Source organism: Halanaerocella petrolearia (assembly GCF_054657875.1).
In genome coordinates, this window is sequence record NZ_BAAHXW010000001.1 from 298503 (window position 1) to 313156 (window position 14654).

At 31.2% G+C, this 14654-nt stretch carries 20 protein-coding genes; 1 reads left to right on the forward strand and 19 read right to left on the reverse strand.

Annotation, left to right across the window (positions count from 1 at the left end; all coding sequences use genetic code 11):
• Positions 1–100 precede the first annotated feature (100 nt).
• From ACYQ39_RS01580 to ACYQ39_RS01665, 18 genes are all read right to left on the reverse strand, one after another.
• Positions 101–1081, reverse strand: coding sequence for a methyl-accepting chemotaxis protein (locus ACYQ39_RS01580; protein ID WP_459840122.1), 981 nt, complete (start codon positions 1079–1081; stop codon positions 101–103).
• Between the two features lie 60 nt (positions 1082–1141).
• Positions 1142–1411 carry a hypothetical protein gene (locus tag ACYQ39_RS01585; protein WP_459840123.1) on the reverse strand — a complete coding sequence of 90 codons (270 nt, stop codon included), beginning with the start codon at positions 1409–1411 and terminating at the stop codon, positions 1142–1144.
• 181 nt (positions 1412–1592) lie between these two features.
• Positions 1593–2336: a cytochrome c biogenesis CcdA family protein gene (locus ACYQ39_RS01590; RefSeq protein WP_459840124.1), complete on the reverse strand. Its 744-nt coding sequence runs from the start codon at positions 2334–2336 to the stop codon at positions 1593–1595.
• Positions 2337–2432: 96 nt separating this feature from the next.
• Positions 2433–3047 (reverse strand): methyltransferase family protein, encoded by a 615-nt coding sequence (locus ACYQ39_RS01595; RefSeq protein ID WP_459840125.1) that lies wholly within the window; start codon positions 3045–3047, stop codon positions 2433–2435.
• Positions 3037–3243 carry a heavy-metal-associated domain-containing protein gene (locus ACYQ39_RS01600; RefSeq protein ID WP_459840126.1) on the reverse strand — a complete coding sequence of 69 codons (207 nt, stop codon included), beginning with the start codon at positions 3241–3243 and terminating at the stop codon, positions 3037–3039. The genes ACYQ39_RS01595 and ACYQ39_RS01600 overlap by 11 nt, the downstream gene beginning before the upstream one ends.
• A gap of 22 nt (positions 3244–3265) precedes the next feature.
• A complete protein-coding gene (locus ACYQ39_RS01605) occupies positions 3266–3463 on the reverse strand; it encodes a DUF2933 domain-containing protein (protein ID WP_459840127.1) in 198 nt (65 codons plus the stop codon).
• Between the two features lie 24 nt (positions 3464–3487).
• The gene (locus tag ACYQ39_RS01610) at positions 3488–3610 is read right to left on the reverse strand and encodes a hypothetical protein (protein ID WP_459840128.1); all 123 of its coding nucleotides are present in this window, start codon (positions 3608–3610) and stop codon (positions 3488–3490) included.
• Between the two features lie 23 nt (positions 3611–3633).
• Complete coding sequence (locus tag ACYQ39_RS01615; RefSeq protein ID WP_459840129.1) at positions 3634–4041, reverse strand: SoxR reducing system RseC family protein; 408 nt, start codon at positions 4039–4041, stop codon at positions 3634–3636.
• A gap of 76 nt (positions 4042–4117) precedes the next feature.
• A complete protein-coding gene (lgt, locus tag ACYQ39_RS01620; protein ID WP_459840130.1) occupies positions 4118–4960 on the reverse strand; it encodes a prolipoprotein diacylglyceryl transferase in 843 nt (280 codons plus the stop codon).
• 31 nt (positions 4961–4991) lie between these two features.
• The gene (locus ACYQ39_RS01625) at positions 4992–5273 is read right to left on the reverse strand and encodes a YHS domain-containing protein (RefSeq protein WP_459840131.1); all 282 of its coding nucleotides are present in this window, start codon (positions 5271–5273) and stop codon (positions 4992–4994) included.
• 127 nt (positions 5274–5400) lie between these two features.
• Positions 5401–5646 (reverse strand): SHOCT domain-containing protein, encoded by a 246-nt coding sequence (locus tag ACYQ39_RS01630; RefSeq protein ID WP_459840132.1) that lies wholly within the window; start codon positions 5644–5646, stop codon positions 5401–5403.
• 255 nt (positions 5647–5901) lie between these two features.
• The gene (locus ACYQ39_RS01635) at positions 5902–6969 is read right to left on the reverse strand and encodes a saccharopine dehydrogenase family protein (protein WP_459840133.1); all 1068 of its coding nucleotides are present in this window, start codon (positions 6967–6969) and stop codon (positions 5902–5904) included.
• Between the two features lie 151 nt (positions 6970–7120).
• A complete protein-coding gene (locus tag ACYQ39_RS01640) occupies positions 7121–7330 on the reverse strand; it encodes a copper ion binding protein (RefSeq protein WP_459840134.1) in 210 nt (69 codons plus the stop codon).
• 198 nt (positions 7331–7528) lie between these two features.
• Positions 7529–7837 carry a metal-sensitive transcriptional regulator gene (locus ACYQ39_RS01645; RefSeq protein ID WP_459840135.1) on the reverse strand — a complete coding sequence of 103 codons (309 nt, stop codon included), beginning with the start codon at positions 7835–7837 and terminating at the stop codon, positions 7529–7531.
• 18 nt (positions 7838–7855) lie between these two features.
• A complete protein-coding gene (locus tag ACYQ39_RS01650) occupies positions 7856–10330 on the reverse strand; it encodes a heavy metal translocating P-type ATPase (RefSeq protein WP_459840136.1) in 2475 nt (824 codons plus the stop codon).
• Between the two features lie 252 nt (positions 10331–10582).
• Complete coding sequence (locus ACYQ39_RS01655; protein WP_459840137.1) at positions 10583–11149, reverse strand: prolipoprotein diacylglyceryl transferase family protein; 567 nt, start codon at positions 11147–11149, stop codon at positions 10583–10585.
• A gap of 13 nt (positions 11150–11162) precedes the next feature.
• Complete coding sequence (locus ACYQ39_RS01660; RefSeq protein ID WP_459840138.1) at positions 11163–11774, reverse strand: redoxin domain-containing protein; 612 nt, start codon at positions 11772–11774, stop codon at positions 11163–11165.
• Between the two features lie 16 nt (positions 11775–11790).
• On the reverse strand, positions 11791–12471 hold the full coding sequence (locus ACYQ39_RS01665) for a cytochrome c biogenesis CcdA family protein (protein ID WP_459840139.1): 681 nt from the start codon (positions 12469–12471) through the stop codon (positions 11791–11793).
• 221 nt (positions 12472–12692) lie between these two features.
• Between ACYQ39_RS01665 and ACYQ39_RS01670 the strand changes: the two genes are divergently transcribed.
• On the forward strand, positions 12693–13049 hold the full coding sequence (locus ACYQ39_RS01670; RefSeq protein ID WP_459840140.1) for a four-helix bundle copper-binding protein: 357 nt from the start codon (positions 12693–12695) through the stop codon (positions 13047–13049).
• A gap of 39 nt (positions 13050–13088) precedes the next feature.
• Here ACYQ39_RS01670 and ACYQ39_RS01675 read toward each other — a convergent pair whose 3' ends face one another.
• Positions 13089–14510, reverse strand: coding sequence for a carbon starvation CstA family protein (locus ACYQ39_RS01675; RefSeq protein WP_459840141.1), 1422 nt, complete (start codon positions 14508–14510; stop codon positions 13089–13091).
• Between the last annotated feature and the right edge of the window lie 144 nt (positions 14511–14654).

The following is a 14654-nucleotide window of genomic DNA, read 5'->3' on the forward strand; positions in this document are numbered from 1 at the left end:
CTTATTCTATACCTATAACCTCATAACCAGCTTCTTTAACAGCTGTTTCAAATAATTTTAATTATTTTCTGCATAATTATCCTCTCCTTTGATCTATTAGTTATAACTTAAACTCTTCAACACTATCTTCTAAATCATCTGTAAAAGATTTAAGTTCTTCTGTTGAATTAGCAGTATTTTGAGCACTAAGAGACAGGATATGAACTCTTTGATTAGTTTTTTCAATATTATTTACTATTTTATTTAATTTATTTCTCTCTTCTTGAGTCATGTCTTCTACTTCTAACATTTGATTAGATATTTGACTAAGATTACTTTTAATTTGCTTAAATCCTTCTATAGTATCTAAAGTGCTTTCAATTCCTGTTTTAACTAACTGATAATTAATATTACTATCTTCTACAGCTTCCTGACTTTTTAACTGTAAATCTTGAACCATTTTTTTAATCTCAGTAGTTGAATTTTTAACATCAGCTGCTAGTTTTCTAATTTCTTCTGCAACTACTGTAAAACCTTGACCTTCTTTATTATTCCGAGCAGCTTCTATAGCCGCATTTAAAGCCAAAATATTAGTTTGCTCTGCAATATCCTCAATTGTCTCAACTGCTGAATTTATCTTACTAGACTTATTATTTAATTCTTCAATAGTACTATTTAACTTTTGAGTAGTTCTATCAGTTTTTTTCATATCTTTAATTAAATCATTATTATTAGCGGCACCTTGTACAGCTAGATCTCTAGTTTGAATACTTAATTTAGTAGAGCTTTTAATATCTTTAGCCGTTTTCTCTACTAAATCATCAAACTCTTTTAATAATATTAGATTCTTTTTCACATTACTTTCTTGCTCATCAGAAATAGTAGCAACTTCTTCAGATACAGCACTTAATTCTTGACTAGCAGCATTAACTTGATTAACCTCTTGATTTATTCTTTCAATTAATTTCCGCAGTTTATCACTCATCCTATTAAAAATATCTGCTAATTCACCTAATTCATCTTTATTATTAACCTTAATAGTAGTCGTTAAATCACCATCAGCAATCTTTCTTGCTCCAGTAATTAACTTTTTCACAGGCACAGTAATTAATACAGTAACAATTAATCCTAATAAAATAGATGTGATCCCTAATACAATTATTCATTTAAATAATATATTTCGTACCTCTTGCACCATCTGATAAACTTTTTGAGTATGCTGTATCATATCCTTTACCATCGGTTTGATTTTTTCTGCTTCCACATAATCTATACTCTTAAATTTATCATGCTCTGCATCAAGTCCTTCTAAAGCATTATTTAACATACTTATATGTTGATTAATAACATAAATTACTCCCCCAAAAACTAAAATTACTATAATAGAGCAAGTTAATAACTTAGTCATTAGATTAAACCTTATCTTCTTCATCTTTTGACCTCCACTACTTTTATAACAAACCAAAAATTTTGTTTAAATCAAACCTTTCTTAATTAACTAAGCTTAAAATAGAGCTACTATACCTCTATATTCTGCATCTTATTTATATTTATTACCTCTCATATTTGCTAGATATGTATAATCTAAATTGTTAAGTAATCCTCTTTAACAATTACATACTATAAGGTAACCTAAAGGGAATTATTTCATTTAATAGCTTGGTGAGAAAAATAAACTTATTACTAATTATCAACAATCCAAAAGTTATTAATATTATTCCCATAATTAATTGTATTCCTTTGCGATATTTACCTAATTTCTTAATTATAGGGATTGCTCGATTAAAAGATAAGCCCACTAAAAAATAAGGAATAGCTAATCCTAATGAGAATAAAAACATAACTAGAAAACCATTAACTTTAGTAGCTCCAGTTAACATTAGAATTGAATAAAGTGTGGCACCAATACAATGAGAACAGACTATAGCAAAGAAAACTCCTATTAGAAAAGTACTTAAATATCTATAATTGGTGGGTAAGTCATCTACATTAAATTTATTACTAAGATTTAATTTGTGTAAAAACTTTAATTTAACTAACCCAGTCATCTTTAAACCAAACAGAACTACAAATATTCCACCAATTATATTTAGATATCTAATCTTGTCTTGTAAAATATGACCTACCTTACTAACTAAACCTCCTGCCAAAGTAAAGACTAAAGTAAAAGCAGCTATAAAAATTAAAGTATTAATAATTATATGTCGTTTCATCTTTTTTTGAATAGTAATAGATTCTAATTCTTCTAGCGAAAGTCCTGTAATTAAACTAAAATAAACTGTAATCATAGGAATTATACAAGGAGAAAGAAAAGAAAACAACCCAATAATAAAAGATACCAGATATATACTTTCCATTAAATACCTCCTTTTCAATACACTACAGGGGTATATCCATTGTAAGTATATGTCTAGCATCTGAATATATACTAATTACCAAAAAATTAATTAGATTTACCTAAGCTGCAACGGAAAAAATGCAGGAGTATTCTTTATATACTCCTTATATTCTTGCCCAAACTCATTTAACACATCTCTTTCCTCTTTTTTAGCTAAACGATAATAAGAGTAGATCAAAATAGGCCACATTACTAAAGTTGAAATAGTTGGCCATTGAATCATCATCCCTACTGTTAATAAAAAGATTCCTAGATATTGAGGATGTCGAAGATAACTATAGATCCCATCAGTCACTAACTCCCCATTACTACGATGTATCTGCCACCATCCTATTCCAATAATCATCATTCCCAGTCCAAAAATTAAACTTCCTATTTGACAAACTATGATGGCTTTATCCACTCCTACACCAAAACTAGCTAGCAAATGACCACTTTCATGGGCCAAAGGATTTAAAACGGGCAGTTTATAACCTAACACAGAAGTTAAAAAATAAATAGTTAATGGGAAACCATACATTTCTGTAAATAGCGCTACAAAAAAAGCACTTACTACACCCATAGATCGCCATTCTCTTTTTTTCTTAGGTTGAACAAAACTAATAATAAATAACAATACCCAAATTATATTTACTATAACTATCTTCCATAAACCATAATCATATTTCATAATATCCAGCTTCCTTAATTGCTCTCTTTAAATCTGCAATATCTAATATATCATCATCATAATTAATTTTTACTATTTTATTATTTAAGTCTATTTCTATACTTTTAACAGCAATTGACTTTTTTAATTCTTTTTCAATCGCTAATTTACAATGTCCACAAGACATATCATTAACTGTAAATTTTACTTCCTTCATATATTTAACCTCACTTAAACAGTTAGTCTTCATCATGGTCATGATGACCTTTCATCATAAATAAATGCATCAGAGGACACAATAATAATATTAACCAACTCCAACTACTTTCTAATCCATTACTTGAACCTGTTAACAACCAAAAGCTACCAAACATAATTAAACATCCCAATAACATCAGCCACATATGGTGACCATGATTATTTCTTTTATCTGACATAATAATTACTCCTTTCAACTAATCTTAATGGCAACTATAATCATCATCACTATTGTCATTATCCATAATTCCCAGTTTATTTCCAATCAGGTAAAAAGCTCCTGCTATAACTCCAATTAAAATAATACCTGCTACTAGTTGACCCATTTTATCCCCCCTAAAATTAATTTTTAATCAATAATTTCTGTTATCTTAGATTGAGGATTCATTTTTCTTCCTAATATTTTTATTACTACAACAGACAAAACTAAAAATACAATTGCTCCTATAATTCCTCCTACTTCACCTTGCTGAATAATAAATTTGTCTCCTATAAAATAACCACCTACCAAAGCCAAAAGGGGAAAGGAATATACCAACAATGCAGCTGAAACTAAATTACTTCCTTCTAATTCTAATTTTACTCTTTGGCCTTCATAAGCTCCAATTTCGTTATTAACTTCTACTAACAATTCATCTTGTTCATGATCTTTAGCTAATTCACAATTCTTCTTACATTTACTACAAGCTGAATGACGCTCAATTTTCACTATGGCTACTTTCCCTTTATTAACCATTACTTTACCTATCTCTTTCATTACTCTTACCTCCTCCTTAATATTAATACAGTACAAGGGAAAGGTATATGAAAGTTATTAAAAAAGGAAGATAAGCTTAATAGATACTATAATAAGTTATAACTGATAAAACTATAACTCCTATTAATAGGAGATTATCTACTAATTTTCCTCTCTTATCTACACCAGTATCTATACCAGCTAATTTAAAATTACTAATATTATGATTACTAATATAAATTATAGCAACTAAAGAAACCAAAATTATAAATAAACTAGTAACATGAGCAATTGTAAATGGTTTTAGTACTATAGGATTAACTCTAAAGAATTCTACAATACCTCGATTAACTGAAAACCCAATCAAATAATACAAGAATAATTGCCCATTATATTTTATTTTATCCCTATAATTCCACACTAACATAAATAAAATATAGTTTAGCAATGACTCATATATCTGCACTGGATGAAGTAATTGATTGTTAATTTCTACTCCCCAAAAAAAGTTATTTTTCATTGGAATACTAAAGACATCACATCCAATCCTACCAATAGCCTGCCCTAAAATTATTGCTGGGGCAAAAGCATCTGCTACTTCCCAAAAAGATAATCCTTTAAATTTGATATATAATACACTAAACAAAATAGTTGCTAGCAAGGCTCCTTGAATAGATAATCCACCCTGTTGAATCATAAATATATCAATGAGATGATTGAGATAATAAGATGGATTAAAAGCTACTACATAATATAATCTGGCTCCAATTATTCCCACAATAATATTATATAGAGCTAAATTAAAAATTGTGTCCTGGTCTAATTCCTTGCGAATAGCTTCTTTATTTAAAATATAAAATCCAACTAATATCCCTAAAACAATAAAAGTTCCAAATAAACTGACTGAAAAAGGGCCTAGTCTGAATAATATAGTCTGCATTCTCTTCGCTCCTTAATCAATTAATTATTATTTAAGTACTATCCTCTATAAAACCATTAGCACATTCTGTACTACAAAAATAATATTTTCTTCCCTCAATTCTTCTTGAAATAGCATTACTTTTTTCAATATGCAAGCCACAAATAGGATCATAAACCATCTCAATTACTTTACTACCACTTTTTTTATGCTCTCCACCATGCTTATTCTGTTTAGCAGAATTAGAACCATGATCTCCTCCACAACAACCTCCACCCCTGTGCATTACCCAATATACAACCCCAAAAAATATTATATAACCTATTAACCCCATAATCGCCCCTCCTTATATTTATGAATTGAATCCAGTTATTGTAACTAATGAAATACCAATACAGGGTATATTACTAATAAAAAAATAAATTATATCTCGTCTTTTTTAGTTTAATTAAAACAATAATCTAATTTTTTAATTCCTCTCTAATCTCTTGTAATTCCTCTTTGGTTATCTCACCTTCGGCATATCGCTTTCTAGCAATCTCTATTGGATCTTCTTTAGATTTGATTTGATGATTATTATTTGAAGAATTACGATTATCCTTTGCTAAATAAATTACTAATCCAATAATAACTAACCAAAAAATACCCATCATTATCATCCCTCCTCCAAAAAATCCTCTCATTCCATGACCCCAACCATGCATCATAATATCAACTCCTTAGCTATTTATAGTATATAGAATAAATATTAAGAAAGTATTAACAAAATAATAAGAATTTTTTAATTTTAAAGTAAAGAAGGCTACTTCCTAATATAAAAAGTAGCTTTTAAAACAATCTTTACTTCATAAAAACCCCACATCTGTAATTATAAAATATTCCAATCATATCACAATTATAAAAAAATCTTAACCTTGTTTAACAACTTTAAATATTTCAACTTTATATTTTCTATAATTTCATTAGTCAGAATAAAACCTAATAGATTCACTTAGTTGGTCTAAAATATCTTGTAAATCAAAAATTTCTTCAATATGATAGACTCCCGAAGAATAATCAGTTGTATAAATATATTCTGTTATAACTTGAGCGACTTGCCCTGTAATTCTAGATTGATTATTACCTAAAACTGAACATTCAAATTTAGTTTCTTTTCCATCTTTTTTACCTACTGCATCTACTTTAGCAGAAAACACCTCTGATCCTAAATTAAATTTTGAAAACAATTCCACAATAATATTTCGCAAGAATTCTATTTTTAAAAGATTAAAAAAACCTACTTTTTTAAGAACAACTAAAGACTTTGTAATAAATTTAGAAGCAAAACAAACACGGTTTGAAACTGTACTTATATCCAAAGTTTTAGGTAAAATATGCTGTTCTGCAAGACCAAAGCGATAAGCCATCCTTTTCCCAAACTTTTTAGGAAAGGTGGTTATTTTGCCATCTACAAAGCTTTGAACTTCTCTTAACTGGTCATCTTCAACAACTTTAAATACAGTATTAATATTATCAATCATCCATTCAATTGCTGCTTTTCCATGCTCTTCTCCAAGACCAAGCATTACGGAAATATCAGCTCTATCTAAAACATCAAAGTGAGACTTGCTATGTTTAACTAATAAATTAGTAAGACCAGGTGTTAATCCAACACTCAAAATAGCAGTAGCACCTGACGATTTAGCTACATTGTGCAACGACTCAACTTTTGATAAAAAACTATAAGAAGCTGTAATATCAATATAATGTATACCTTTTTTTAGGCAAGTCTCAACAAATTGCGTATCTTTTTGATCCACACACATTACTACCGCAAAAACTTCCTCCAATAGATTATTTTTATTATAATCCCCAAAGAGATCAAATTCCAAGGACAGCACATTTCCCTTGGTTGCTTGACTAAATTTCTTTGCTTTCTTATAATTTCTTCCAGCTGCAATAATTTTACCAGGAAATCTTTTACCCAAACCTCTACAAATAACTTTTCCCACCTGACCATAGCCTCCAACGACTAATATTTTATCTTTCATAGTATCAACAACCTTTCAAATCTCTCAGCATAAACTAATATAAATATATCATAACTCTTACTATTAATTAACTCATTCTTTACTCATCTTATAATCAGAATTTAATTAATCAGGCTACTTCCTAATACAGAAAGTAGCCTTTAATCCAATCTTACTTTACTTCATAAGGTCCAGCATCTTCAATAGCTGCTTTAAGATCATTCTCTTGTACTTTAGATTCATTAAATTCAACTGTTACTGACTCAGCATCCAAATCCACCTCAGAAGATTCAACTCCAGTTAAATCACTTAATGATCCCTCTACTGAATTCTTACAGTGGCCACAAGACATTCCTTCTACACCAATAATTAATTCTTTCATTATTAACTCCTCCTATTTAAAGTGGCACTTTCGTGCTACAGCTATCAGTCATCTGCTGTGTGTCGTGAGCCAAGTCAAATTCAAAACCATAGACCTAATTTAATCCCTTGAAACATAATAATCTTAAAGAATTAGATGTTGAATTTAAAGATTTTGAATTAGCTGATAGCACACAGCAGATAGCTGACAACTAATAACTTACTTATTAGTAAACTTAAAAATAACCTCCATTAATTCTTCAATCTTCTCATCTGCTTCATCTTGCTCTACAATTGTATCAGTTACACAACCTCTAGTATGGGCTTCTAAAACAGACATCCCTACTTTATTTAAAGCGCCCTTAACAGCAGCAATTTGAGTTAATATATCTACACAATATTTATCCTCATCTATCATTCTCTTAATTCCACCAATCTGACCTTCAAGCCTATTTAATCTAGTTATTAAATCTTCTTTTTGGTCTTGATAGGAAATCTCTTCTTGACATCCCTCTTGACATGAATTCATTAATTTCCCTCCAGACTTTTAATCTTCTTTATATCTCGGTTGCACATCAACTCGACGTAATAGATTGGCATTAGTAACTACACTAATTGAACTAGTTGCCATTGCTGCCTCAGCTATAATTGGATGTAGTAATCCCAGCATGGCTACTGGAATAGCAATTGTATTATAGATAAAGGCCCAGAATAAGTTCTGTTTAATCTTTCTAAAGGTAGCCCTAGATAATTTAATTGCCGTAATTACTGAAGATAGATTTCCTCTTACTAAAGTAACATCAGATGATTCAATAGCAATATCTGTTCCTGTTCCAATTGCAATTCCTACATTAGCTTGTGTTAAAGCAGGAGCATCATTAATTCCATCTCCTACCATAGCAACAGTCCCAAATTTATCCTGTAAGTTCATAATCTCATCTACTTTACCATCAGGCAATACTTCTGCTACTACATGGTCGATTCCTACTTCATCAGCAATTGCTCTAGCAGTTCGTTCATTATCTCCTGTGATCATTGCTGTTTCTAATCCTAAATCTCTCAATTCAGCAATTGCCTTTTTAGAATCTTCTTTTAAAGGGTCAGCTACTGCTATAATCCCTGCCAATTGATTATCTACTCCAATTAGCATGGCAGTTTTAGCTTCTTTCTCTAACTCTTTCATCTTTTCTTCTACTTGAGACGTATCTATATCTTGCTCATTCATTAACCTTCTACTTCCTACCAATACTTGCTTATCGTCAACTTTAGCCTGCACACCTTTTCCAGTAATTGCTTCAAAGTCTGATATTTCATCTATTTCTAAATCATCTTCTTGTGCTCTTCTAACTATTGCTTCTCCTAAGGGATGTTCAGAACCTGCTTCTACACTAGCAGCTAACTGCAATAATTCCTCTTCATTAAATCCACTATTAGGGGCTAAATCGGTTACTGCTGGATGTCCTTCAGTTATCGTACCAGTCTTATCAAAGACAATAGTATGCACTTCTTTTAAAGTTTGAATTGCTTCTCCTTTTCTAATTAAGACTCCATTTTCTGCTCCCATTCCAGTACCAACCATTAGAGCAGTTGGAGTCGCTAATCCTAAAGCACAAGGACAAGCAATTACTAAAACTGCTATAGTAGAAAAAATAGCTCCAGTAATTAATCCTAAATTAGGATTAACCCAAGGTAAATATGTTGCTGCCCAAGTAGTAACTTCTTTTAAAGCACTAGGAAATAACAACCATAGTCCAAAAGTTAAGGCTGCTATAATTAATACTGTAGGAACAAAAATACTTGTTACTCTATCAGCAAACTCTTGAATTGGCACCTTAGTTCCTTGAGCTTCTTCAACCATCTTAATAACTTGTGACAAGAAAGTATCTTTCCCAACCTTAGTTGCTTTAACTTTAATTAAACCTCGTTGATTAATAGTAGCACCAATTACTTCATCTCCTACTGATTTCTTAACTGGCATTGACTCTCCTGTAGCCATTGATTCATCTAAAGCACTTTCCCCTTCAATAATCTTACCATCAGTAGGAACCTTCTCCCCTGGCTTAACAATCATTATATCCCCAACTTGTACTTCATCAATTGGAACTTCTACTTCTTCTCCCTCACGAACTACCGTCGCTGTTTTGGCACCTAACTCTAATAACTTCTTAATCGCTTGTGAAGCTCTACCTTTAGCTTTTGTTTCAATATAGCGTCCAGTTAAATGAAAGGTCATAATCATCCCTGCTACTCCAGCATAATCAGCTAAAGGAGTAAAGAAACTAGCTGGCCCGGTTACAAAAGCTGCTCCTGTTCCCATAGCAATTAAAACATCCATATTAGCACTACCATGAGATATAGCTTTATAAGCTGTATAATAAGTCTTCCGCCCCACCCATAATAAAATTGGCGTAGCCAAAGCAATCATACCTAGATGATAAATGGTTTCATTTGGCCAAGCAATCCCAAAGAACATCTCAGGAATCATCCATAAGATAATTGGAATCGTTAATCCCCAACTCCATAACATCTTACTACGTGCCTCTGCAATCTTCTCTTCATCTTGATTCTGCTCTTCTGCTTCTGTTTCATCATCTTCAACCACTTCATAGCCTGTATTCTCTATTGTTTTCTTTAAATCATGTTCACTAACTTGGGCTGAATTAAATTCAATAGTAGCTTTTTCAGCAGCAAAATTGACTGTTGCATCTATAACCCCTTCGGTGTCATTCAAAGCATTTTCTATACTTTGCGCACAACTAGCACAGGTCATTCCTCCAACCTTTATATTATCCTTATTAAAATCAACATTATATCCTGTATTCCTTACTGATTCTACCAAATCATCAACATTAACACGATTTGGATTATAATCAATAGTTGCTTTTTCAGCAGCAAAATTAACTGTTGCCTTTTCTACTCCTGATGTATTACTTAGTGCTTCTTCTACTTTTTGTGCACAACTAGCACAAGTCATATTAGCAATCTTTAAAGTGCTTCGCTCTAATTGCTGTGTATTTTCCATACTATCCCTCCTTAGTTTTCTTATCATTATGATAACTTTATTAGCAGAAAGCTATACTTTAACCTTATACCCATACCCCCTATCAGTATCATCTTATAAAAAGAATACTATAATATGACTATTCTGTCAAGGGCAATAATAAAATATTTTATAAATAAAAACCTCCTAGGGCCAACTCCCCTAGGAGGTCAAACAACCAACTATCTATTAAATTATATCTGATCTAAATTTTAGTTTAAGGTAGTCAACTCTTTAAATAAACCCTTTTATTATTCTTAATATCAAATATAAAATGATAAATATTAAAGAAACTACTCCTAGCTCTTCAGTCTTATCTTTAATAATTGTCAAAAATGAAAAAATAATTATTAAAAATATAGAAAGAATCAAAGTATTCAAATAAGTAAATAGATTATCAAAATAATAATTCCAAACTCCAATTGCTAATCCTAAAGTTAGAGCTTGAAAATGAATATCTAATAATTTTTTAAAACTAACCTTTTGGTGATAAGAAAGCAAATACAAAGTAATCATTCCACCTATGATTGCACCATTTAAATCTAAAGTTAAATGGCTTATCTGAAAGGCAGAAGAAAATTGGCCCTGATATAATTGCCAATGGCCCAAGACATAATAAACTCTTGCTCCTATAAAGCCACCAACTACTAGCTTAATAATAAGTCCCTCTAACTCATCTTGAGATAAATCTTCTTTTAACTCCTGCTTAATATATTGATAGCTCAATAAAATAGATATAACAGACAATAAAGTAAACCAACTGACTGCTAATGAATTATATTCTAAAGCATACTGGTTCATTAACTAACTCCTTTTACTCCATTATATTATCTCTTATTTGATTTAACTCTACTTTAGTAACTAAACCTCGCTTTACATACTGTACTCTACCTTGTCTGTCAATAAAATAAGAAGTAGGAATAGCAGTTACTTGATACTCTGACCCGACTACTCGACTCTTATCTAAGACAATAGGATATTGATAACCACCATCTGTTATAAACTCTTTTACTTTATTCTTACTTTCAGCTAAATTTACCCCTAATACTACAAAGTCATCCTTATTTTCTAAATAAAATTGATTTAAATCTGGCATTTCAGCCCGACATGGTGGACACCAAGTAGCCCAAAAATTAACTAGTACATACTTACCTCTAAAATCAGATAGAGCAACTCTTTCTCCAGCTAAGTTAGTTAATTCAAAATCAGGAGCTATCTGTCCTACACCTAAACCTATATTATTTTCCTTACTTTGAGAATCTGTCTCTTCTTCTTTCTGACCTAACTTTGCTTTATCTTGAGTAGTATCTTGTTTCTGCTCTTTAACTTGATTCTGACTTTCAATCTGATTCTGATAAAAGACTCCAAAACTAATTATTCCTATAATAAAAAGTCCCATTAATAATAATTTAAAACTCTTTTTCATAACTACCACTCCTTAGCTAAAAATAAAAATACTGACTTAACTGTTGCATTTTATTTAAGTAGAGTAAAATACCAAATAGAATCATAATAACTCCACTTACTTTCGAGATGATTGGTAGATACTTATTGATTTTATTAGACACATTAGTAAACTGATTAATAAAAATAGCCGTTAAAATAAAAGGTAGTCCTAAACCTAAAGAATAGACTACTAATAAAATCACCCCTGTCTTTAATGTAGCTTCCGCTCCTGCATAAAGTAGGATTGAGCCTAATACAGTTCCTACACAAGGAGTCCAACCAGCAGCAAAAGCAATACCCATTAAAACTGAACTGAACCAATTAGTTACATTAGTTGGCCCTTGCCACCTAACTTCTTTATATAATAATTTTAACTTCAATACTCCAGTCATATGCAGTCCAAAAATGATAATCAAAATTCCACTTACTTTAGTAAATAATAGTTTATATTTACTAAACAATTGTCCAATGTAACTAGCTGAGGCTCCCATAGCAATAAATACGATAGAAAAGCCAACCACAAACCCTAATGACCTAAATAAAGTAAAAAAACGTCCCTTATTAGCTGAACTACCAGTTATATAACCAATATAAGCAGGAACTAATGGTAAAACACAAGGTGAAACAAAAGATGCTAACCCAGCCATAAAAGCAACTATTAATGAAATATCCTCCATTATTTCACCTCCTTAAAGCATATCTTAATATTTAGATTTTTAAATCATTTCCTTAACTCAAGCTTATCATAATTAAGCCATAAAAGTAAACTAAATTTAAGTGATTAAATTAAAAAAATTAATTTAAAATCATTCTTAAAATGGAAACAAGATGCAGAATATATCTACTCTATATTCTCAATAATAGTAAAGAAGAAAATAACTAACAAGGAGATGATGGAATGACTGAAGAAATGAAGACACATATGGATAGATATCAATCTTGTATAGACATTTGCAATAAGTGCTTAACTGAATGTGAATTCTGCTTAGATGCTTGTTTACATGAGCCAGATGTAGATAAGAGAGTAGACTGTATTAGTTTATTATTAGACTGTATTGATATCTGCTCAATATCAGTCAAGTATATGTCAGGAAATAGTAGATTTGTGAAAGAAATCTGTCAGTTATGTGCTGATATCTGTGATGCATGTGCTGCAGAATGTGAAAAGTTCAAAGATAATCACTGCCAAAGCTGTGCAGATATCTGTCGTCAATGCGCTGATGAATGCCGTAATATGGTAGCAAAAATGAAGTAACTACTAAAAAAGGTGCCTATTAATAGGCACCTTTTTTAATTAGGCTACTTTTTCACTTGTTACATCTTTTTCTGGTTTCTGTCTTAGTAAGAATAAAGCTAAAGCTCCAATTGCAGTTACTATTCCAACTGGAGTAGCAATTGCTAATGATAATCTAAATCCTTCTGGTGCAGCTAAGATATAAGAGATAGATACTCCTGTCATAAAAGTAGCCGGAATAGTAGCAATCCAGTGTAATTTACTCTTTTGGACCAAATAAGCTGCCCCTGCCCACAGAGCCATCATAGCTAAAGTCTGGTTAGACCAAGCAAAATATCTCCAAATGATACTAAAATCTATTTGAGATAAGATAACACCTATTATAAAGATAGGAATAGCTATTTTAAACCTATTAGTTTTATCTTTTTGATCTAGTTCAAACATTTCAGCCAAAGCTAACCTAACACTGCGAAAAGCTGTATCTCCAGAACTAATTGGTAAAGCTATAACTCCTAACATAGCCATGATACCACCAGCAACTCCTAACATATTATCACTGATTTCTTTGACTACTCCACCTGCTCCACCTAAGTTAGTAAGAGCTTCAGATAAACCGACTGTGTCACCAAAGAAAGTCATAGAGGCTGCTGCCCAGACCATAGCTATAATACCTTCAGCTATCATAGCTCCATAAAATACCTTCTTACCATCTCGTTCATTATCTAAACAACGAGCCATCAATGGAGATTGGGTAGCATGAAAACCACTAATTGCTCCACAAGCTATTGTTACAAATAAAAATGGCCATAATGATAAAGAATCAGGATGTATATTAGCTAAAGTAATATTCGGAATATCATAACCACCAATAACCAAACTACCTCCTACTCCTAAAGCCATAATTAATAAAGCTCCACCAAGAAGTGGATAGAACTTAGCAATAACCTTATCTACTGGTAAAACAGTAGCTATAAAGTAATATCCAATAATAATTGCTAACCAAGCATTAAGACCTAATCCTGTCATATTAGCTAATAATTTAGCTGGTCCTGTCATAAATACTGTTCCTACTAAAATTAACACTAAAATAGAGAAGACTCTCATAAACTTACGAGCACCTTCACCTAAGTAATCTCCTACTATTTCAGCCACAGTAGATCCATTATTTCTAACAGATATCATTCCTATTAAATAATCATGAACTGCTCCAGCTAAAATACATCCTAATACAATCCATAAGAATGCCGCTGGCCCAAATAAAGCTCCCATTACTGCTCCGTAAATTGGCCCTAAACCAGCAATATTTAATAGCTGAATCAAGAAGGCTCTAGGCCAACTCATTGGTACATAATCTACTCCATCGCTTTGTGTATAGGCTGGAGTTTCTATCGTTTCATCCTCTCCAAAGACTCCTGTTACAAAATTACCATAGAAAATATACCCAACTATCAAAAGAAATATTCCACCAAGATATGATACCATTACTATTCCCCCTTTTACTTTTAATTATTATAGGGGTTATAAACTTATAATAAATTATGTTAGTTATAATTATAAAGGAAATCTATATTAAAGTCATAATTTATAGCTGAATAGCAGAAATCTAATGTTAAACTGCATTATTTT